This window comes from Pseudomonas sp. IT-347P (assembly GCF_949768005.1).
GTDB lineage: Bacteria > Pseudomonadota > Gammaproteobacteria > Pseudomonadales > Pseudomonadaceae > Aquipseudomonas.
Window position 1 is genome coordinate 441,669 of sequence record NZ_CATKPQ010000011.1, and the last position, 18,760, is coordinate 460,428.

Annotated in this window: 20 protein-coding genes; 13 read left to right on the forward strand and 7 right to left on the reverse strand. The window is 60.2% G+C overall.

Annotated features, from left to right (window positions below):
- Window positions 1–140 precede the first annotated feature (140 nt).
- Complete coding sequence (locus tag ACM6IV_RS05975) at window positions 141–554, forward strand: response regulator (RefSeq protein WP_414869128.1); 414 nt, start codon at window positions 141–143, stop codon at window positions 552–554.
- Between the two features lie 69 nt (window positions 555–623).
- Window positions 624–1,292: an HAD family hydrolase gene (locus ACM6IV_RS05980; RefSeq protein WP_414869129.1), complete on the forward strand. Its 669-nt coding sequence runs from the start codon at window positions 624–626 to the stop codon at window positions 1,290–1,292.
- A 180-nt stretch (window positions 1,293–1,472) separates the two neighbouring features.
- Here ACM6IV_RS05980 and ACM6IV_RS05985 read toward each other — a convergent pair whose 3' ends face one another.
- Complete coding sequence (locus ACM6IV_RS05985) at window positions 1,473–2,369, reverse strand: LysR substrate-binding domain-containing protein (RefSeq protein WP_414869130.1); 897 nt, start codon at window positions 2,367–2,369, stop codon at window positions 1,473–1,475.
- A gap of 112 nt (window positions 2,370–2,481) precedes the next feature.
- On the opposite strand from ACM6IV_RS05985, the gene ACM6IV_RS05990 reads away from it, so the two are divergent.
- The 3 genes from ACM6IV_RS05990 to ACM6IV_RS06000 are packed head-to-tail and all read left to right on the forward strand — an operon-like array spanning window position 2,482 to window position 4,730.
- Window positions 2,482–3,504: an aldo/keto reductase gene (locus tag ACM6IV_RS05990; RefSeq protein ID WP_414869131.1), complete on the forward strand. Its 1,023-nt coding sequence runs from the start codon at window positions 2,482–2,484 to the stop codon at window positions 3,502–3,504.
- A complete protein-coding gene (locus ACM6IV_RS05995) occupies window positions 3,501–4,298 on the forward strand; it encodes an SDR family NAD(P)-dependent oxidoreductase (protein ID WP_414869132.1) in 798 nt (265 codons plus the stop codon). Before ACM6IV_RS05990 ends, ACM6IV_RS05995 begins: the two co-directional genes overlap by 4 nt.
- Window positions 4,299–4,319: 21 nt before the next feature.
- Entirely contained in the window at window positions 4,320–4,730 is a 411-nt protein-coding gene (locus ACM6IV_RS06000; protein WP_414869133.1) for an SRPBCC family protein, read from the forward strand.
- 130 nt (window positions 4,731–4,860) lie between these two features.
- Here the strand turns inward: ACM6IV_RS06000 and ACM6IV_RS06005 are convergent, their stop codons facing one another.
- Entirely contained in the window at window positions 4,861–6,255 is a 1,395-nt protein-coding gene (locus ACM6IV_RS06005) for a sensor histidine kinase (protein WP_414869134.1), read from the reverse strand.
- Window positions 6,233–6,916, reverse strand: coding sequence for a response regulator transcription factor (locus ACM6IV_RS06010; RefSeq protein WP_414869135.1), 684 nt, complete (start codon window positions 6,914–6,916; stop codon window positions 6,233–6,235). The genes ACM6IV_RS06005 and ACM6IV_RS06010 overlap by 23 nt, the downstream gene beginning before the upstream one ends.
- 192 nt (window positions 6,917–7,108) lie before the next feature.
- On the opposite strand from ACM6IV_RS06010, the gene ACM6IV_RS06015 reads away from it, so the two are divergent.
- The 5 genes from ACM6IV_RS06015 (at window position 7,109) to hcnC (ending at window position 11,914) form a co-directional block, all read left to right on the forward strand.
- Entirely contained in the window at window positions 7,109–7,417 is a 309-nt protein-coding gene (locus ACM6IV_RS06015; protein ID WP_414869605.1) for a hypothetical protein, read from the forward strand.
- Window positions 7,418–7,609: 192 nt separating this feature from the next.
- Window positions 7,610–8,539, forward strand: coding sequence for a hypothetical protein (locus ACM6IV_RS06020; protein WP_414869136.1), 930 nt, complete (start codon window positions 7,610–7,612; stop codon window positions 8,537–8,539).
- 402 nt (window positions 8,540–8,941) lie between these two features.
- A complete protein-coding gene (gene hcnA, locus ACM6IV_RS06025; RefSeq protein WP_414869137.1) occupies window positions 8,942–9,256 on the forward strand; it encodes a cyanide-forming glycine dehydrogenase subunit HcnA in 315 nt (104 codons plus the stop codon).
- The gene (gene hcnB, locus ACM6IV_RS06030) at window positions 9,253–10,662 is read left to right on the forward strand and encodes a cyanide-forming glycine dehydrogenase subunit HcnB (protein ID WP_414869138.1); all 1,410 of its coding nucleotides are present in this window, start codon (window positions 9,253–9,255) and stop codon (window positions 10,660–10,662) included. Before hcnA ends, hcnB begins: the two co-directional genes overlap by 4 nt.
- Window positions 10,655–11,914, forward strand: a complete 1,260-nt coding sequence (hcnC, locus tag ACM6IV_RS06035; RefSeq protein WP_414869139.1) for a cyanide-forming glycine dehydrogenase subunit HcnC — start codon at window positions 10,655–10,657, stop codon at window positions 11,912–11,914. The genes hcnB and hcnC overlap by 8 nt, the downstream gene beginning before the upstream one ends.
- A gap of 118 nt (window positions 11,915–12,032) precedes the next feature.
- On the opposite strand, the gene ACM6IV_RS06040 is transcribed toward hcnC, so the two are convergent.
- A complete protein-coding gene (locus ACM6IV_RS06040) occupies window positions 12,033–13,841 on the reverse strand; it encodes a monovalent cation:proton antiporter-2 (CPA2) family protein (protein WP_414869140.1) in 1,809 nt (602 codons plus the stop codon).
- Window positions 13,842–14,089: 248 nt separating this feature from the next.
- Here ACM6IV_RS06040 and ACM6IV_RS06045 point away from each other — a divergent pair, with 248 nt between their 5' ends.
- Window positions 14,090–15,004 (forward strand): LysR family transcriptional regulator, encoded by a 915-nt coding sequence (locus ACM6IV_RS06045; RefSeq protein WP_414869141.1) that lies wholly within the window; start codon window positions 14,090–14,092, stop codon window positions 15,002–15,004.
- Here the strand turns inward: ACM6IV_RS06045 and ACM6IV_RS06050 are convergent.
- Both ACM6IV_RS06050 and ACM6IV_RS06055 read right to left on the reverse strand, forming a co-directional pair.
- Window positions 14,994–15,764 (reverse strand): substrate-binding domain-containing protein, encoded by a 771-nt coding sequence (locus ACM6IV_RS06050; RefSeq protein WP_414869142.1) that lies wholly within the window; start codon window positions 15,762–15,764, stop codon window positions 14,994–14,996. The two genes, ACM6IV_RS06045 and ACM6IV_RS06050, sit on opposite strands and share 11 nt — an antisense overlap.
- Window positions 15,765–15,776: 12 nt before the next feature.
- On the reverse strand, window positions 15,777–17,069 hold the full coding sequence (locus tag ACM6IV_RS06055; RefSeq protein WP_414869143.1) for an MFS transporter: 1,293 nt from the start codon (window positions 17,067–17,069) through the stop codon (window positions 15,777–15,779).
- 471 nt (window positions 17,070–17,540) lie between these two features.
- Between ACM6IV_RS06055 and ACM6IV_RS06060 the strand changes: the two genes are divergently transcribed.
- Together ACM6IV_RS06060 and ACM6IV_RS06065 are read left to right on the forward strand one after the other, a co-directional pair.
- Window positions 17,541–17,849: an RcnB family protein gene (locus ACM6IV_RS06060; protein WP_414869144.1), complete on the forward strand. Its 309-nt coding sequence runs from the start codon at window positions 17,541–17,543 to the stop codon at window positions 17,847–17,849.
- An 85-nt stretch (window positions 17,850–17,934) separates the two neighbouring features.
- Window positions 17,935–18,447: a hypothetical protein gene (locus ACM6IV_RS06065; protein WP_414869145.1), complete on the forward strand. Its 513-nt coding sequence runs from the start codon at window positions 17,935–17,937 to the stop codon at window positions 18,445–18,447.
- A 1-nt stretch (window position 18,448) separates the two neighbouring features.
- On the opposite strand, the gene ACM6IV_RS06070 is transcribed toward ACM6IV_RS06065, so the two are convergent.
- Window positions 18,449–18,760 (reverse strand): protealysin inhibitor emfourin, encoded by a 312-nt coding sequence (locus ACM6IV_RS06070; RefSeq protein WP_414869146.1) that lies wholly within the window; start codon window positions 18,758–18,760, stop codon window positions 18,449–18,451.

The window sequence follows — 18,760 nt, forward strand, 5'->3', positions numbered from 1 at the left end:
GATTGCCGGCGACGGGCAAAAACGGCCTTTGGCAAAAGACCTGTATCAAAAATGAATTTCTACAGAGCCCGCTGCTCATACCAGTTAAGCAGCGGATTCAAGCCGCTAAAACGTTAATGCAATTCAGGGAGTGCAGTTCCATGTGCCCAACATCGACGGCGAGCGCGCACCTTCCTGACGGATTGATTCTGGTGGTTGAGGATGATCCGTTGATTCTGGAATTTCTCTGCGAAATTCTTCAGGAGGAAGGTTTCACGGTCGAGCCACATACCAGCGCCGACGCCGCATCACTTTATCTTGAGAAAAATGCCCCGAACGTGGCGTTGTTACTGACCGACATCACCATGCCCGGCACCCTCAATGGCGCAGATCTGGCCAACCTGGTCGGCGACCGCTGGCCGGAAAAACCGGTGATGGTCATGTCCGGCTATGAAACGCCCGAGTCCTCCGGGGTCAAGCATTCGGTGGCGTTCATCAAGAAGCCCTGGGCCATTGGGCAATTGCTCGACTGCGTCGAAAGCGCTTTCAAATCCAAGGCACCGCGTCTGCACTGACACGCTGGGTGAATCGACCGGGCAAGTGCTACATTGCCCGCCCGGTCTTTTGCCAGAGGATGCGACCCTTTGTCTGCTCACACTTGTGTATTCGATCGCGCGTTCGGCGCGTTTCTGTTCGACATGGACGGCACCGTCCTCAATTCCATCGCCGCCGCCGAACGGATCTGGGCAGCCTGGGCCGTGCGCCATGGCGTCGATGTAGACACCTTTCTGCCGACCATTCACGGCGCGCGCGCGATCGATACCATCACCCGTCTGAACCTGCCGGGCGTGGATGCCGAGGCGCAAGCGGCGTTCATCACCGAGGCGGAAATCGAAGACGTTGAAGGCATTGTCGAAATTCCCGGCGCGGCGAGATTTCTCAACAGCCTGCCCAAAGATCGCTGGGCGATGGTGACGTCGGCGCCACGGGATCTGGCGTTGCGGCGGATGGCGGCGGCAGGGATCCCGGCGCCTGCGGTGATGGTCACCGCTGAAGATGTGAAGGCCGGTAAACCCGATCCGGCCGGCTATTTACTGGCGGCCAAACGGCTTGGTCTGGAAGTACGTGATTGCCTGATTTTCGAAGATGCCACGGTGGGTATTCAGGCTGCTGAAGCGGCTGGCGCGCCGCTGATGATCATCACCACCACGCATCAGCATGCGCTGGAAACGGCACACGCGACGTTGGCCAGTTATGCTGCAGTGCAGGTCAAAGTCGACAGCGACGGCAAACTTCTCCTGCAAAAAAACTGACACCCCGCAGCCCCCTGTAGGAGTGAGCCTGCTCGCGAAAGCGTTGGCTCAGTCAAATTCGATGTTGGATGTGCCGGCCCTTTCGCGAGCAGGCTCGCTCCCACAGGGATCTGCGTCGTACAGAAAATGCGAGATCATTTCGGAATCTGTGGGAGCGAGCTTGCTCGCGAAGGGGCCATGTCAGTCAGCAGATACCTTGTCGTCAGTCAGGACTTTGCGGAAGGTCTCGACCAAGGGCCGCAGATTGATCCGGTGCCACGCCGCCCACAAGGGTGTGGTCAAGGTCAGCCACGGCAGTTCGCGCAACACCACGCCCGGCGGGGCGTTATGGCTCAGGCCTTTCTGGATCATCGCAATCCCCAGCCCCGACGCCACCAGCCCCAGCGCCGTAAACGGCTCGCTCGCCTGCATGCGCACATCCGGGGTGAAGCCGGCGCGGATGCAGGCGCTGACGAATTCATCATTGGCGTCCTGACGCGGCTGCACGCCGATCCATTCCTGATCGGCCAGATCCTCGGGACTCAACGCCACTTGCTGCGCCAACGGATGCTGTTCCGGTAACGCCAGCAGCATCGGCTCATCGAGCACCTGGAAAGCCGACAGATCCGCATCGTCATCGGTCGGCGGCTCACTCACCAATGCGATATCGAGACTACGCTGTCGCAAGCCCTCCAGTTGCTCGGCGGAACTCAGGTTGTACAGCGCGACGTGCACATTCGGTCGATCGGCGCGCAACACGCGCAGGGCATTGGGCAACACGCCAGCGTGCATGGCGTTCTCGATATAGCCGATGCACAAACCGCCTTCTTCGCCACGGCCCAGGCGTTTGCCGAGGGATTCCAGGCGATTGGCGTGGGTGAGCAGGGCGCGGGTTTCGGCGAGAAAGGTCTGGCCGTCGCGGGTCAGGCGAATGCGTTGCTGGCTGCGCTCGAACAGCGTCAGGCCCAGGCGCTCTTCGAGCTGGGCTATCTGTCGACTCAATGGCGACTGGGAAATATGCAGCCGTTCGGCGGCGCGGCCGACGTGCTCTTCCTCGGCGACTACAACGAAGTAGCGCAATTGGCGGATGTCGATCATGTAAGACCTATAGGGACTCAAGTGCTGCGCATTATGTCTTGGACGGTCTCGGTGTCGCAATCTAGGATCTGCTCAACGGTCGCACCGACCAAGAACATATGAGGACAATCCAATGAGCTTGAAAGACAAACTGCCCGGCCAGCTCGGCTTCGGCACCGCGCCACTGGGCAACATGTTCCGCGCCATCCCCGAAGAAGAAGCGCAAGCCACCGTGCATGCCGCGTGGGATGCCGGCGTGCGCTACTTCGACACCGCGCCGTTCTACGGCTCGGGGCTGTCGGAGATCCGCCTCGGCGAGGCCCTGAAGCAATACAAGCGCGACGACTATGTGTTGAGCAGCAAGGTCGGTCGGGTGATTCTCGATGAAGTCGAAGACGCCGCCGCCCGTGATCTTGGCGAGAAAAGCGGGGTATTCGAACACGGACGCCCGAACAAAATCGTCAACGATTACAGCGCCGACGCAACGCTGCGCTCGATCGAAGACAGCCTTAATCGCCTGCAAACCGATCGTCTCGACATTGTCTGGGTGCACGACATCGCGCAGGACTTCTATGGCGATCAATGGCTGGAATACTTCAATCAGGCCCGCACTGGTGCCTTCAAAGTTCTCACCCGTTTGCGCGAAGAAGGCGTAATCAAAGGCTGGGGCCTGGGCGTGAACAAAGTCGAGCCATGCGAACTGACCCTCGACCTCAGCGAAGCGCAGCCGGATGGCTTCCTGTTGGCCGGCCGCTACACGCTGCTCGACCATGAGCGTCCACTGCAACGCTTGATGGATGCGGCGCTGGCGCAGAACGTTGAAATCGTTGTCGGTGGCCCTTATAGCTCGGGCATCCTCGCCGGTGGTTCGCACTTCGAATACCAGCAAGCCAGCCCCGAGGTCATCGCCAAGGTCGAGCAGATCAAACGCATCGCCGCTGCTTACAACGTCGATATCAAAGCCGCTGCGCTACAGTTTTCGCTGGCCAATCCAGCCGTCGCGGCGGTGATTCCCGGCGCGAGTAAACCGCAACGCATCGCCGAAGATGTCGCGGCATTGTCGGCGACCATACCTGCCGGTTTCTGGCAGGCGATGCGCGACGCCAGACTGGTTTCCGAACGTGCACCATTGCCAATCGATGAGGTGAAAGCATGAAGATTGATCTGAGTGGAAAACTGGCCATCGTCAGCGGCAGCACCGCTGGCATTGGTCTGGGCATCAGCCAGTCGCTGGCCGAATCCGGCGCCACGGTGGTGGTGATCGGTCGCGATACCGGCAAGGTCGAGCAGGCGCTGGCGAGCATTCGCGAGAAGGTGCCGGGCGCGCAGTTGCGTGGTTTGACTGCGGATCTCGGTACCGCCGAGGGCGCGCAAATACTCTTCGCCGCCGAACCGCGCGCGGACATTCTGGTGAACAACCTCGGTATCTTCAACGACGTGGATTTCTTCGACACGCCGGACAGCGAGTGGACACGCTTCTATGAGGTCAACGTGATTTCCGGCGTGCGCCTGTCCCGGCATTACGTGCCGGCGATGGTCGAGCAGGGCTGGGGCCGGGTGATCTTTTTATCTTCGGAATCCGGCGTGGCCACGCCAGCCGACATGATCAACTACGGCGTGACTAAAAGCGCCAATCTGGCGGTGTCCCACGGTCTGGCCAAACGTCTGGCTGGCACCGGCGTGACGGTCAATGCGATCCTGCCGGGGCCGACCTTCACCGACGGCCTGGAAGACATGCTCAAGGAGGCCGCCGCCGAATCCGGGCGTAACCTGCGCGATGAAGCTGACGCCTTTGTGCGCAAGGCCCGCCCGACTTCGATCATCCAGCGCGTGGCCGACGTTGAAGAGGTCGCGCACCTGGTGACCTACATTGCTTCGCCGCTGTCCTCGGCCACCACCGGCGCCGCGCTGCGCGTCGATGGTGGCGTGGTCGACAGCCTGACTATCTGAATTCTGGAGAGACGTTTATTTATGCCAACAGCATCCGCAATCATCGATATTCCGGCCTCGGCCGATCAGGTCTGGCAATTGATCGGCGGCTTCAACACGCTGCCCGATTGGCTGCCGTTTATTCCCAACAGTGAACTGAGCGAGGGTGGCCGCGTGCGCACCTTGCAAACCGCTGATGGCGCTGTGGTGGTCGAGCGTCTGCAAACGTTCGATAACGCCGCGAAGACCTACAGCTATTCGATTGAACAGGCGCCGTTTCCAGCGACTGATTATCTGGCGACGATCCAGGTTGAAGCCCTGGGGCAGGGCGCACGGGTAACGTGGTCGGGGCGCTTCAACGCCAAAGGCGTGAGTGATGAGGAAGTGGTGGCGTTGTTTAACGGCATTTACCAGGGTGGCCTCGAGGCGCTGCGCGCCAATTACCCAACTTAATCATTCAACACAAAAAACTGTGGGAGCGGTCTAGCTCGCGAAGGCGTCAGGTCATCAACATCTAAATTGACTGATCCACCGCCTTCGCGAGCAAGCCCGCTCCCACATGGATAGCATTCCAAGGTAGAAGTCAGGAATTCTCGATCAGGCTCTGCCGGCAATCGAGCACCAGCTTCGCCCCGCCCAGATCACTGCTGCCAACTTCAAGACTGAAGCCATGCAGACTGACAATCGCCGCGACAATCGACAGCCCCAAACCAAAACCACCTTGCGGCTGCCCACCCTCGGCGCGATAGAAGCGCTGAAACACCGCCTCACGCTCAGCCTCGGGAATCCCCGGCCCTGAGTCGTGGACTTCAATCCGTGTCTGCCCTCCGGCGTTCACACCGCGCAGCATCACCGTGCCGCCCGGTGGGGTGAACTTGATCGAGTTGCTCAGCAGATTCGCCAACGCCTCGAACAGCAGCGCCCGATCACCATTGAGCGGCGGCAGTGTTTCCGGCATGTTCAAGTCAAAACGCAGCTCGCCTTCCTCGGCCAGCGGCAGGTAAAACGCATGCAGTTCTTCCAGCAGTTGCACCGGGTCGAGTTCGACAAAACCGGAGCGGCGCTGGCGATCCTCCAGTTCGGAAATCCGCAACAAGCCGCGAAACCGCGCCATCAGCGTGTCCGCTTCGGCCAGCACCAGATCCAGTTGCGCCGCTTCCTGCGAGCCTTCGCCGGCCTGTTGCTGCATGCGATACAACTGCGCGCGCAGGCGTGTCAGTGGTGTGCGCAGATCATGGGCGATGTTGTCGCAGACGCCTTTGACTTCATTCATCAAACGCTCGATGCGCTCCAGCATTGCGTTGACGATGGCGGCGAGCATGTCCAGTTCATCGCGGCGATTGGACAGCGGCAGGCGATGGGTCAGGTCGCCGGCCACAATTGCCTGGGCGCTGTCCTGAATCGCCCGTATCCGCCGCAACGGTCGCCGTCGCAGCAAATGCCAGCCGGCAATCCCCGGCAGAATCGTCAGCGACACGCCCCAGAACAACGCATGCAAAATGATCCGCGTGACGGCGAACAGCGAGCCGTTGTCGCGCAGCAACACCAGCCAGCGGCCGTCGCGAGTTTGCGTGGCCACCGCGTCGCAACTGTCATTCGGCAAGGTCGGGTCATCGGAGTCGGCGCAATCGGCGAGCATGTGGATCTTGCCGTCCAGCGGCAGGCCTTCGGGGATCTGCTGGAGTGCGCCGCCGAGATACACGCCTTGCGCGTCGAACAGGCCATAGGCGTCAATGCCGCGAATGTCGAAGGTCATGCTGGCGGCGAGGGCGTCTTCCAGTTGCTCGCCACGAAAGTGCGAAAACAGGTGCTGACGTTGCATCAGCGAGTGTTTGGCGAGGTTGTCGAGGTAGCCGGAGACCTCGTAATACATGACCCCCATGAGGATCGCGCTCCAGGCCACGAACAGCGAACTGTACAACGCCAGCAAGCGGCTGCTGGAGGAGCGCCAGCCGTCAGACGGGTTCGGCAATGACATAACCCGAGCCCCGTACCGTGCGGATCAGCGGCACATGGCCGGTGGCGTCGATCTTCTTGCGCAGACGGCCGATGTGCACGTCGATCAGGTTGGTGCCGGGATCGAAGTGATAGCCCCAGACCTCTTCGAAAATCATCATCCGCGACAGAATCTGGCCGCTGTTGCGCATGAGGAATTCGAGCAGCTTGTACTCGGTCGGCAGCAGTGTCAGCACCTGTTCGGCACGGCGCGCTTCGTGGCTGATCAAATCCAGCTCCAGATCGGCCACCTGCAACGTCGTCGCCTGAGTGGCGCCGCTGTTCTGCCGACGCAACAACACTTCGACCCGCGCGGCCATTTCATCGGTGGCGAACGGTTTGGTCAGGTAATCATCACCGCCGGCGCGCAAGCCGCGTACGCGCTCATCAACATCGGAGAGGGCGCTGATCATCAGGATCGGTGTGGCCACGCCCATGGTGCGCAGGGTGGTGACGATGGCCAGGCCGTCGAGTTCGGGCAGCATGCGGTCGAGGGTAATCAAGTCGTAGTTGCCGCTCACGGCGCGGTCGAGGCCTTCGCGGCCATTGTCGACCCAGTCGACATCGAGTCCGTGGCTGCTCAGTTCGGCGACGATCTCCCGGGCGGTCACGGCGTCGTCTTCGATGGTCAAGATACGAGTCATAGGCAGGCCTGCTGATCGGTTCAAACGGAATGGCAGCATTTTGCCAAGAAAATCCGCTGACGCTTTAAATTAACTTTCATGTTGTAGCGGTCATTTGCGCGTGCCGGGGATTAATTTGCCGGAACGTTGATATCATCTGGCCACAATTCTCTCAGGAGTCGTCCCGTGGGTATTTCACTTCGCGGTTGCTGGATGCCGATCGCTGGCCTGTTGCTGGTGCTGCTCAGTACGTCGAGCTGGGCCGCCAACGCCCCTTGTTCCGGCAAGAAAGGCGGAATTGATCGCTGCGACGGTGATCTGTTCCTGTGCAATGACGGCTCTATCAGCGGCTCGAAGAAAAGTTGCGCAGCGATGTTCGGCGAGCGCCAGTCGGCCCGACCGCAAACCTTCCTGCAAAACAATGACGGCTGCGCCTGCGGCACGGGTTCGTTTTGCACCGGCCCACGCGGCGGGGTGTATTGCCTGACGCCTAGCGGTACCAAGAGCTACAAGCGCAAATAACTGGCATTTGTGCCAATGCATAAAACCCGCTGCTATCCGGCGTTTGTTGCAATTTGCATGGTCCCAGGAAGTTCATTCTTTCTAACTAATTGAAATCAATGGATTTATTTAATCTGTTCGACTGGCACGGTCGCTGCAATTCATCTGATGACGAGTTGTAACACCATTTTTCATGCCTGGAGCAGAACAACAATGAATAGATCCCCTGATGGGTTTTATCCCGCCATTGAAGAGTCGAGCAGCGTTTCGGGCGTGTCCTGGGGCGCGATCTTCGCTGGTGCCGCGGCTGCCGCTGCACTGTCGATGATTTTGGTCCTGCTCGGGTTTGGTTTGGGTTTCTCTGCCGTTTCACCGTGGGCCGGAGAGGGCGTCAGCGCCAAGGGCCTGGGCATTTCCACGATTGTCTGGCTGGCGGTGACGCAAATCATCGCATCCGGCATGGGCGGCTACATCGCCGGGCGCCTGCGGGTGAAGTGGGCGAACATGCACGGTGATGAAGTCTACTTCCGCGACACCGCCCACGGCTTCCTTGCCTGGTGTGTGGCCACGTTGGTCACTGCGATGCTGGTGGTCGGTTCGGTCAGCAGTGTCATCAGTGGTGGTGTGCAGGCCGGTGCCAGCGTGGCTGGCGGCGCAGCCGGTGCCATGACTCAGGCAGCCGGTACGGCTGCGGCGACCACCGACAGCGACCAGTACGGTTACTACATCGACAGCCTGTTCCGCGACGACCGTCCAGCCTCCGTCAGTGATGACGCGGCCCATGGCGCCGTGGCCCGGATCTTCGCGCAAAGCCTGGCCAACGGTCAGCTGAGTGCCGAAGACCGTACCTACCTCGCGCAACTGGTGGCGCAGCGTACCAACCTGACCCAGGCCGACGCCGAACGTCGTGTTGACGAGATCTATGCGCGCACTCAGAAAGCCCTCGCCGACGCCAAAGTCAAAGCTCAACAAGCCGCCGACACCGCTGCGAAAGTTGCTGCGTGGACCTCGCTGTGGATGTTCATCTCGCTGTTGGCCGGGGCCTTCTTCGCCAGCCTCGCGGCCACCTTCGGCGGTCGTCGTCGCGATGCCGTCGAGTACGTTGAAGTCGAGACCTACACCACGACCACTCCAGTCCGTTAAACAAGGAGCATCACCATGCGCTCACTACTGCTGTTTTTCCTCGGCGTACCGATCCCGATCATCATCCTGATCGCCCTGTTCGTGCACTGATTGCTCGATTGAGGCAGATGCCTCGGCCGCTTTCCCCTTCGGGTGGAAGCGGCTTTTTGCTTTCTGGTGATCTCGTTGGACAATCCAGCCGCTTTCACTGGCCTGGATCAATATTTCGTGCGGCGATATCGCCTAACGTAAATGATCCAGGCCTTTGCTGAGGCATGAACTACAGTGCTTCACGCGCACCTTGTTGCGCTGACGAAGTAGCTGCGTCGACGCCCCTCACAGCCACAATAAACGCGTCGACCCGGTGTAGTGCAGCAAGGAGCTGACACCACCTCAACCGAATCTTCACGGATGAACATTGCAATGCACTGCCTAGAAAGAACTTTCGATATCCAGCCGTTGGCGCAGGCGGACATGACCGTCCACATCAATGGTCAAGCGGTCACCGCCGCCATCGGCGAAACCGTACTCAGCGTTATTCAATCCCTCGGCGTGCGCCAGGTTGCACGCAATGACCACAACCAGATCAGCGGCGCCTATTGCGGCATGGGCGTGTGCCAGTGCTGCCTGGTGAAAATCAACGGTCGGCACAAACGCCGCGCCTGCCAGACCGTGGTGCGTGACGGCATGCAGATCGAAACCCAGGTCAACCGCATCACCGCGCAGGAGGTTATATGAGCCAGCAACCGGTAATCGTCGGCGGTGGTCCGGCGGGGATGGCGGCGGCCATTGAACTGGCGCGCCACGGGGTGCGCTGCACTTTGCTTGAAGAAGCTTCGCGCCTCGGCGGCGTGGTCTATCGCGGGCCGTTGCGCGACGGTGTGCAACTGGATTATCTCGGCCCGCGTTACGCCGAGGTGCTGGGCAAACTGCACGGTGATTTTCAGGCGCAGGCCGGGTTGATCGACGTGCGCCTCAACCATCGTGTGGTCGGCGCCGAAGGCACTCGTGCGCTGGTGGTGCTCGATGGCGACGAACAATTGCACGAGATCGAGTATGCGCAATTGCTCCTGGCTGCCGGTTGCCATGAGCGCAGCGTGCCGTTTCCCGGCTGGACGTTGCCGGGAGTGATGATGCTCGGCGGCCTGCAACTGCAGATCAAAAGCGGCGTGGTCAAACCGCAAGGGCCGGTGATCATCGCCGGCACCGGGCCGTTGCTGCCGCTGGTGGCGACGCAGTTGCATGCCTCGGGCGTCCGCGTCGCGGGCGTGTATGAGGCCTGCGCGTTCGGCAAGATTGCCCGCGAGAGTCTGGCGTTGCTGAACAAACCGCAACTGTTCCTCGATGGCTTGAGCATGCTCGCCTACCTGAAACTGCACGGTATCCCGATGAACTACGGCTGGGGCGTGGTCGAAGCCCACGGTGAAGGGGAACTGAAAAGCGTCAGTGTCGCGCCGTACTCGGCGACATGGGCGCCGGACATGTCGCGCGTCGAGCGCTTCGAAGCCAAGACCCTGGCGGTCGGTTACGGCTTTATTCCGCGCACCCAACTGAGTCAGCAGATGGGCCTGGATCATGGCTTCAGCGATGACGGTTATCTGCGCGCCAACTCGAACGTCTGGCAGCAAAGCAACGAACCCCACGTGCATCTTGCCGGTGACATGGGCGGGATTCGCGGCGGTGAAGCGGCAATGCTTGCCGGCAAGATCGCCGCAACTTCGATTCTGCTGCAACGCGGCGTGCTCGAAGAAGAACTGGCGCGGGTCCGTCGTGACCGTTACCTGAGCAAACTCAAAGCCATCGTGCGTTTCCGCGCGGCAGTGGATCGCTACACCGAGCGCGGCGTCGGCCAGACCGCATTGCCCGCCGCTGACACGGTGATCTGCCGTTGCGAACACGCGACCCGCGCCGACATCGACCTGGCGCTGGAGCAAGGCGTGCAGGACATTGCCAGCCTGAAAATGCGCACCCGCGTGAGCATGGGCGATTGCCAGGGGCGCATGTGCGTCGGCTACTGCAGCGATCGCCTGCGCCAGGCCACCGGCCGCAAAGACGTCGGTTGGCTGCGCCCGCGATTCCCGATCGATCCGATTCCATTTTCCGCGTTCCAGTCTGTCGACACGGAGGCCGCTGCCCATGAGTAAGTTCTATGACGTGATCATTGCCGGCGGCGGCGTGATCGGGGCGTCCTGCGCCTATCAATTGTCCAAGCGCAAAAACCTCAAAGTGGCGCTGATCGATGCCAAGCGTCCGGGCAACGCCACCCGGGCTTCGGCCGGCGGTTTGTGGGCGATCGGCGAGTCGGTCGGCCTCGGTTGCGGGGTGATTTTCTTCCGCATGATGTCGGCCAACCGCAAGCGCGACACCCAAGGCGCGGCAGTGGCGGTGGACGCGAGTACGCCGCACATTCTGCCGGAATCGTTCTTCGATTTTGCCTTGCAGTCCAATGCGCTGTACCCGGCGTTGCACCGCGAACTCAGAGACAACCACGGGATGGATTTCAAGTTCGAAAAGACCGGGCTGAAATTCGTCATTTATGACGACGAAGACCGGCTCTACGCCGAGCACATTGTCAGCTGCATTCCGCACCTGGCCGATCAAGTGCGCTGGCTCGACCAAGCGGCACTGCGTGAGTCGGAGCCGAGTGTCAGCCACGAGGCACGCGGGGCATTGGAGTTTCTCTGCGACCATCAGGTCAGCCCGTTCCGCCTCGCCGATGCCTACATGGAAGGTGCGCGGCAGAACGGCGTGGATATCTTCGTCAACACCAATGTCACTGGCGTGTTGCATCACGGCAGTCGCGTCACCGGTGTGCAGACGGCCGAGGAGGGCGTGTTCCACTGCAAGACGCTGATCAACGCCGGCGGAGCCTGGGCGGCGGACTTGAGTGAGTGGGCGACGGGTATTCGTATCCCGGTGAAACCGGTGAAAGGCCAGATTCTGCTGACCGAGCGCATGCCGAAAATCCTCAACGGTTGCCTGACCACCAGCGATTGCTACGTGGCGCAAAAGGACAACGGCGAGATCCTGATCGGCAGCACCACCGAAGACAAAGGCTTCGACGTCACCACCACCTACCCGGAAATCGCCGGGCTGGTGCAGGGCGCGGTGCGGTGTCTGCCGGAACTCAAGGACGTCAATCTGAAACGCACATGGGCGGGTTTGCGTCCGGGTTCGCCGGATGAATTGCCGATTCTTGGGCCGATGCGCGGGGTGGAGGGTTATCTGAATGCCTGCGGCCACTTCCGCACCGGGATTCTGACCTCGGCGATTACCGGTGTGTTGCTGGACAAACTGGTCAACGATGAACCGCTGCCGCTGGACATCACACCGTTTCTGGCGGATCGGTTTGAGGTGGCGCCGGTCAAACAGGAGCACACGCTAGAACCTGCTTGACTCAAATCCCCTGTGGGAGCGAGCTTGCTCGCGAATGCAATCTGTCAGTCATTTATATGTTTACTGACACACCGCCTTCGCGAGCAAGCTCGCTCCCACATGGGGTTCTGTGCAGGGCTCAGGTTTGGCGCGATTCTTCTTCGAGCTGGTCCGATTCGAACAACCGCGCCAGTTCCGCCCGGGATTCCTGGGCGGTTTGCAGGACTTTGGCCGCATCGTCGTAGATCGCGTGTTGTGCCTCGAGCACCTGTTCGTCGTGATGCTTGAAGCGTTTGATCCGCGCATCGGCCTGGGCCTGGGTCAACCCGAGGCCGACCAGGGTGCGTCGGCTCATCTCCAGACTCGAGTAATACGTCTCACGAATCGCCTCCGCGCCAACATCGACCAAACGGTGCACATGTTGACGGTTACGCGCTCGGGCAATGATCTTCATGTGCGGATAGAGCTTGCGCACCACTTCGGCGGTCTTGATGTTGGTCTCCGGATCATCGGTGGCAATCACGAAATATTCCGCCTCGCCGGCCTTGGCCGCATTGAGGATTTCCGCGCGCATCGGGTCGCCGTAGAACACCGGCACACCGCCAAAGCTGCGTGACAGTTCAATGGTCTCCACCGAGGTGTCCAGCGCGACGAATTTGATGTTCTGCGCACGCAGAATCCGCGCCACGATCTGACCCATCCGGCCCATGCCGGCGATCACCACACGTGGGGTGTCAGTGTCGATCTGACGGAATTGCTCCGGCACTTCCACTGGCTGCACTTTCGGGCTGACCAGCCGCGCGCACACCAGCAGCAACAACGGCGTCACCGCCATCGACAGGGTGATGGTCAGCACCAGCAAGTCATACAAGCGCGGTTCGAACAGGCCCTGATCACGACCGATCTTGAACACCACAAAGGCAAATTCACCACCGGCCGCCAAGACGATGCCAAGGCGAATCGCACTGACCTTGTTCAAGCCACCGGCCAGCCGCCCGACGACGAACAGCAGCGGCAGTTTCAAACAGATCAAGAGCAGTGTCAGCCCCAGCACGGTGATCGGCGCACTCAGCAGCAAACCGAGGTTGGCACCCATGCCGACGCTGATGAAAAACAGCCCGAGCAGCAGACCTTTGAACGGTTCGATCTGCGCTTCCAGCTCATGGCGATATTCCGAATCCGCCAGCAGCAAACCGGCAAGAAACGCGCCCAGCGCCATCGAAACACCGACCAGATCCATCAACCACGCCGTGCCGATCACCACCAGCAACGCCGTGGCCGTCGACACTTCCGGCAGACCGGTTTTCGCCACCACGCGGAACACCGGACGCAGCAGATAACGCCCGCCGATCACCACCACGGCAATGCCGCCGAGCACCTGCAAGCTGTGCCGAATATCGTCGGCGGTACTGGTGTGATGATCGACACCGGCGAGCATCGGCACCAGCGCAATCAACGGAATCGCGGCGATGTCCTGGAACAGCAGAATGGCGAACGCCAGCCGCCCATGGGGGCTGGTGAGTTCTTTGCGCTCGGCGAGGCTTTGCAGGCCGAAAGCGGTAGAAGAAAGCGCCAGACCGAGACCCAGCACAATCGCGCTGTTCAGCGGTTGGCCAAACACCGACAACGCCAGCACGCCAATCACCGAAGCGGTCAGCAGCACTTGCGCCAGGCCGACGCCGAACACCGATTTGCGCATCACCCACAAACGTCGCGGCGACAGCTCCAGGCCGATGATGAACAGCAGCAACACCACGCCCAGCTCGGAAATGTGCGCCACGCTTTGCGGGTTGCCGATCAGGCCCAACACCGAAGGGCCGATAATGACGCCGGCAAACAGATAACCGAGCACGGCGCCCAGTTGCAGACGTTTGGCCAAAGGCACGGTGAGCACGGCCGCGAACAGAAAGACGACGGCGGCTTGCAACAGATTGCCTTCATGGGGCATGGGGGTTACTCCTGACAACGGTACGGCGGGGGTGACAAGGATAAGGGCTGTACGGACCTTCAATCCACAGAAGATCCAATGTGGGAGCGGGCTTGCTCGCGAAAGCGGAGTGTCAGTTAACAGGGTTTGAACTGATAGAAAGCATTCGCGAGCAAGCCCGCTCCCACCGGGTATTTGGTTAATTCTGTAACAACTGGCATCAATTGGTTACATTTATAGCCTCAGCGAATCAATCTTCGAGTTCCGCCATGGCCATCAACTTCGACCTCAACGACCTGCAAGCCTTTCGCGCCGTGGTCGAGCAGGGCAGTTTCCGCAAGGCCGCCGACACCGTGCGCCTGTCGCAACCGGCCTTGAGCCGGCGCATCGAAAAGCTCGAAGACGCCTTGGGAGTCAAATTGTTCGAGCGCACCACGCGCAAGGTCAGCCTGACCCAGGCCGGACGCGGCTTCATGCCCAGTGTCGAACGCTTGCTGGATGATCTCGACGTGGCGTTGCTGGGCATCAGCGAAGTGGCTTCGACGCGCCTGGGCCATGTCACCGTCGCGTGTGTGCCTTCGGCGGCGTATTACTTTATGCCACGCGTGGTCGCGCGTTATCACCAGCAATTTCCACGAATCAAAGTCAAAGTGCTCGACTCCAGCGCGCACGATGTGTTGAGTGCGGTGGTCAACGGCGAGGCGGATTTCGGCTTGAGTTTTCTCGGCACGCAGGATGCCAAAGTCGAGTTCGAACCGCTTGTGCAGGAGTGCTACGTCGTGGCTTGTCGTCGCGATCATCCGCTGGCCGGGCGCAGCAGCGTGACCTGGGATGAGTTTTATCAGCAGGATTACATCTCGCTCGACAAGACCTCCGGCAACCGCTTTCTGCTCGATCAGGCGTTGAGCCGCGTGGCGCCGCAGCGCCCGAGCATCTGCGAAACCCGGCATGTGACGACGATGATCGGTCTGGTGGAGGCGGGGCTGGGGGTGGCGGCGGTGCCGCTGATGGCAATGCCGGGGCCGGATCATCCGATCCTGACGCGGGTGCCGCTGACCGATCCGCAGGTGATGCGCAGTGTCGGTATCATCAAGCGCCGGGGTCGTACCTTGACCCCGGCAGCTCTGGAACTGGAGCGACTGGTGGTGGAAATGAAAGTCCAGCCGCCTGCGATCAGCGCTTGACCGAGTCCAGTCCGGTGGCCTGCACGTCAGCTTGCGCGGCCGGCGCAGCGAGATAAGCGAGCAGGGCTTTGGCTTCTTTCGGATGCTGCGCGCCGACCGGAATCCCGGCAGCAAAACGCGTCACCGACTGTACCGATTCCGGAATCTTCGCGACGAAACTCACGCCCGGTACCGGCAGCAATTCGCTGACCTGCTGGAAGCCCAATTGATAGTCGCCGGTGGCAACCACCGAACCGACCGGGACTTTCGGGATCATTTTGGCTTTCGGTTTCAGCTGATCTTCGATGCCCAGTTTCTTGAACAACTGCTGCTCGATGTACACGCCGCTGGCGCTGTCGGAGTAGGCCACCGACTGCGCGTCGAGCAGGGTTTTCTTCAGGCCGTCGACGCTGCTGATGTCCGGTTTCGGCGCGCCTTCACGCACCACCAGGCCGATCCGCGAATCGGCCAGTTCCACGCGCGAGGCCGGGTCGACCTTGCCTTGCTTGATCAGCTCATCGAGGGCGTAGCCGACCATGATCACCACGTCGGCGTGTTCACCGCGCGCCAGACGATTGGGGATCGCCTCGGGGGCTTTGCCCATCGACGGGCCGAGGCTGGTGGTCAGTGTGTTGCCGCTGGCGGCGGCGAATTTCGGCCCGAGAATCTTGTAGGCGGCGGTGAAGCCCCCGGAGGTCATCACGCTCAATTCTTCGGCCTGCGCCGCGAGGTTGAACGCGAGACCGGCGAGCAGGGCGGTGACAGTAAACAGTTTTTTCATGGCGAGTTTTCCTCAGGCCGCGACAGGTTGCAGACGACCACCGGCACGGCGGTACAGATAAAGAGTGGCGCACAACGCGCACAGCGCACCGATGCTCATCCAGTAACCCGGTGCGGCTTTGTCACCGGTGTACTGAATCAGGAATGTCGACATCGCCGGGGTGAAACCACCGAAAATCGCCGTGGCCAGGCTGTAGGCGAGGGAGAAACCGGCAACCCGCACTTCAACCGGCATGATCTCGGTCAGCGCCGGAATCATTGCGCCGTTGTACAAGCCGTAGATAAACGACAGCCACAGCAGCGACAGCAACATGTGGCTGAAGCTTGGCGCCTGCACCAGATACGACAGCGCCGGATAAGTCGTGGCCAAGGCCAGCAGCGACATGGCGATCAGCACCGGACGACGGCCGATCCGATCCGACAACAGACCGCCAATCGGCAGCCAGAAGAAGTTCGACACGCCGACCAGCAAGGTCACCAGCAGCGCATCGGAAGTGCTCAGGTGCAGCACGGTTTTGCCGAAGGTCGGAGCGTATACGGTGATGAGGTAAAACGCGGTGGTGGTCAGCGCGACCATCAACATGCCGCCGAGGACCACGCCCCAGTTCTGGCCGAGGGTGCGGAATACTTCGCCCATGCTCGGACGATGTTTGCGCGCGGCGAACTCTTCGGTTTCCGCCAGATTACGGCGCAGGAAAAAGATGAACGGCACGATCATGCAACCGACGAAAAACGGAATCCGCCAGCCCCAATCGGCTACTACATCCGGCGCCATCCACTGGTTCAGCCCGTAGCCCAGCGCGGCAGCGACAATGATCGCCACTTGCTGACTGGCCGATTGCCAAGCGGTGAAGAAACCTTTGCGGCCCGGCGTGGCGATCTCGGCGAGATACACCGACACACCGCCCAGTTCCGCTCCAGCCGAGAAGCCTTGCAGCAAGCGCCCGATCAACACCAGTGCAGGAGCAAACAGACCGATGCTTTCGTAACCGGGCACCAGCACGATCAATATCGTGCCGCTGGCCATGATCGACAGCGTGACAATCAACCCTTTGCGCCGGCCGACATCATCGATATACGCCCCGAGCACGATGGCACCCAGCGGACGCATCAAGAAGCCTGCGCCGAACACGGCAAACGTCATCATCAGGGAGGCGAACTCACTGCTCGCCGGAAAGAACACCGCCGCGATCTGCGTGGCGTAGAAGCCGAACAGGAAGAAATCGAACTGTTCGAGGAAGTTGCCCGAGGTCACTCGGAAAATGGCGCCGGCCCGCGAGCCGTTGCGTGGGATTGAGGCTGTCATAGAAAAGTACTCCACCGCTTTTATGACGTGCGCGACGGGAGGGCGGCGCACGGTTTTTATTGAGGTGGATGGTGGCGCAGATGTAACAATCTGTTAATTGCATTGTTGGCATGGATTGATGTGCAAAGTGGATCAATCCTTTTTTTGGGTACAAATCCATTTCTGCGGTGACGGCTGCTTATGGTTTCGCCCTCACCCCAGCCCTCTCCCGAGGGAGAGGGAGCCGATTTCGGTTGGTTTTGAAACTTGCATTCGACTCGGTATCGCACTTCGGCGCACTTCTGCCAAACACCTCGGTCATTCCCCTCTCCCTCCGGGAGAGGGGTAGGGTGAGGGGGGCTCTTGATTTTGCTTATGTCTCCAGGACATCAAAATTCCAATGACCTCTAGCGCCCACCCCCGGAAAAAAAGGAATGATTCCCGCCCCACGCAGTCGGAGTTGAGGTACTACCCAATTCAGGAGGTTCACCGATGAACAGCAAAACCCTAATCGCCAGCCTGGCCCTTGTCGCCGGCATCGCCGGGATCAGTCCACTTGTTCAAGCGGCGCAAACCTCAAATGAACAGGCCGTGCAATCGCCGACCAGCGACCGGGAGTTGAAGGTCAACGACCGCGCGCCGGAAATGTATCAGCGCAAGGACAAGGCTCTGCAGAGCTGGAAAACCAAAGGATTGAAAGCACCGGTCGAGCAGGCCCAATGGGTGCAGATCAACGACAAGTACGTGATGGTGATGATTACCAACGGGACAATTGTCGAGATGCAGCCGGTCGAGCGTTAAGGCCGGTCATGATTGGCCATGGATGGCTGATTGCATTCCAGTGCCGTTCCGGTAAAACGGTGGCGTCTGGAGGAGGAAATACGGATTGGATAAGAAACTGCTCTACCGCAAAGTGAATACCCGCACGTGGGGTGTTCGTCGCAACGAATCGGTCGCGCATTACCGCGATCAGCGCAACAGCAAAGCCGCAAGCCGTCACGAAGCCATGCGAAGTTCGATGCATCCTGACAAGCAATACGGAAGAGACTACACCCCGCTTTTTCGCTTCCTGTTGTCTCGCGTTGGCGGCCAATGGGATTCCATTTTCAGTGAGGCTGTCGCGCGACTTGATCAATCGGAACCGGTGTTCTGGATGGTCGCCATCCATGAAGAAGATCGCCGGGAAATTGTACGATTGGGTGAATCCAGCTATTTCAGCGGGCTGTATGTCGACGAGCAGAATTGCCTGCAAAAGGTCAATCCGAATCTGAAGGCGCAAGACATGACGCCGCGTTGCAAGTGCTGTACGCATACATTCAACGGTATTGTTTTCGGCCAAACGGAAAGCTTTGGCCCACGCAAATTGTCAGGTGTTGGTGCAGAGGATCCGCCTGCATGATTCACAGCAACTCCCCCTTTTCCCACAAATGCACCAGATCCCCCGGCGCCCGATCCTCCGGTACTTTCAACACCATTTCCCCGGACTGATAGCGCACTTCAATCTGATAGAAGCGTTGATCCCCACGTCCGGAGTCGCTGCTGTCCAATGGCAGACAGCCCTCCAGCACCGAACAGATCCTTGAACGCTGACTGATGTCGCATTGCGCAAATTCGATTTCACGTGGGCGGCTCAGGCTGTGAATCGCTGCAACGCCACCCTGGCGAGATACGCGCAAAACGGAATCGTCATCCAGCTCGGGTAGCGTTTTCAT

Excerpts from the sequence above, each read along its gene's own strand:
- ACM6IV_RS05975 (WP_414869128.1), top strand. The coding sequence starts at position 141 with ATGTGCCCAACATCGACGGCGAGCGCGCACCTTCCTGACGGATTGATT.
- ACM6IV_RS05985 (WP_414869130.1), bottom strand. The coding sequence starts at position 2,369 with ATGATCGACATCCGCCAATTGCGCTACTTCGTTGTAGTCGCCGAGGAA.
- ACM6IV_RS05990 (WP_414869131.1), top strand. The coding sequence starts at position 2,482 with ATGAGCTTGAAAGACAAACTGCCCGGCCAGCTCGGCTTCGGCACCGCG.
- ACM6IV_RS05995 (WP_414869132.1), top strand. The coding sequence starts at position 3,501 with ATGAAGATTGATCTGAGTGGAAAACTGGCCATCGTCAGCGGCAGCACC.
- ACM6IV_RS06000 (WP_414869133.1), top strand. The coding sequence starts at position 4,320 with ATGCCAACAGCATCCGCAATCATCGATATTCCGGCCTCGGCCGATCAG.
- ACM6IV_RS06005 (WP_414869134.1), bottom strand. The coding sequence starts at position 6,255 with ATGTCATTGCCGAACCCGTCTGACGGCTGGCGCTCCTCCAGCAGCCGC.
- ACM6IV_RS06010 (WP_414869135.1), bottom strand. The coding sequence starts at position 6,916 with ATGACTCGTATCTTGACCATCGAAGACGACGCCGTGACCGCCCGGGAG.
- ACM6IV_RS06015 (WP_414869605.1), top strand. The coding sequence starts at position 7,109 with ATGCCGATCGCTGGCCTGTTGCTGGTGCTGCTCAGTACGTCGAGCTGG.
- ACM6IV_RS06020 (WP_414869136.1), top strand. The coding sequence starts at position 7,610 with ATGAATAGATCCCCTGATGGGTTTTATCCCGCCATTGAAGAGTCGAGC.
- hcnA (WP_414869137.1), top strand. The coding sequence starts at position 8,942 with ATGCACTGCCTAGAAAGAACTTTCGATATCCAGCCGTTGGCGCAGGCG.
- hcnB (WP_414869138.1), top strand. The coding sequence starts at position 9,253 with ATGAGCCAGCAACCGGTAATCGTCGGCGGTGGTCCGGCGGGGATGGCG.
- hcnC (WP_414869139.1), top strand. The coding sequence starts at position 10,655 with ATGAGTAAGTTCTATGACGTGATCATTGCCGGCGGCGGCGTGATCGGG.
- ACM6IV_RS06040 (WP_414869140.1), bottom strand. The coding sequence starts at position 13,841 with ATGCCCCATGAAGGCAATCTGTTGCAAGCCGCCGTCGTCTTTCTGTTC.
- ACM6IV_RS06045 (WP_414869141.1), top strand. The coding sequence starts at position 14,090 with ATGGCCATCAACTTCGACCTCAACGACCTGCAAGCCTTTCGCGCCGTG.
- ACM6IV_RS06050 (WP_414869142.1), bottom strand. The coding sequence starts at position 15,764 with ATGAAAAAACTGTTTACTGTCACCGCCCTGCTCGCCGGTCTCGCGTTC.
- ACM6IV_RS06055 (WP_414869143.1), bottom strand. The coding sequence starts at position 17,069 with ATGACAGCCTCAATCCCACGCAACGGCTCGCGGGCCGGCGCCATTTTC.
- ACM6IV_RS06060 (WP_414869144.1), top strand. The coding sequence starts at position 17,541 with ATGAACAGCAAAACCCTAATCGCCAGCCTGGCCCTTGTCGCCGGCATC.
- ACM6IV_RS06070 (WP_414869146.1), bottom strand. The coding sequence starts at position 18,760 with ATGAAAACGCTACCCGAGCTGGATGACGATTCCGTTTTGCGCGTATCT.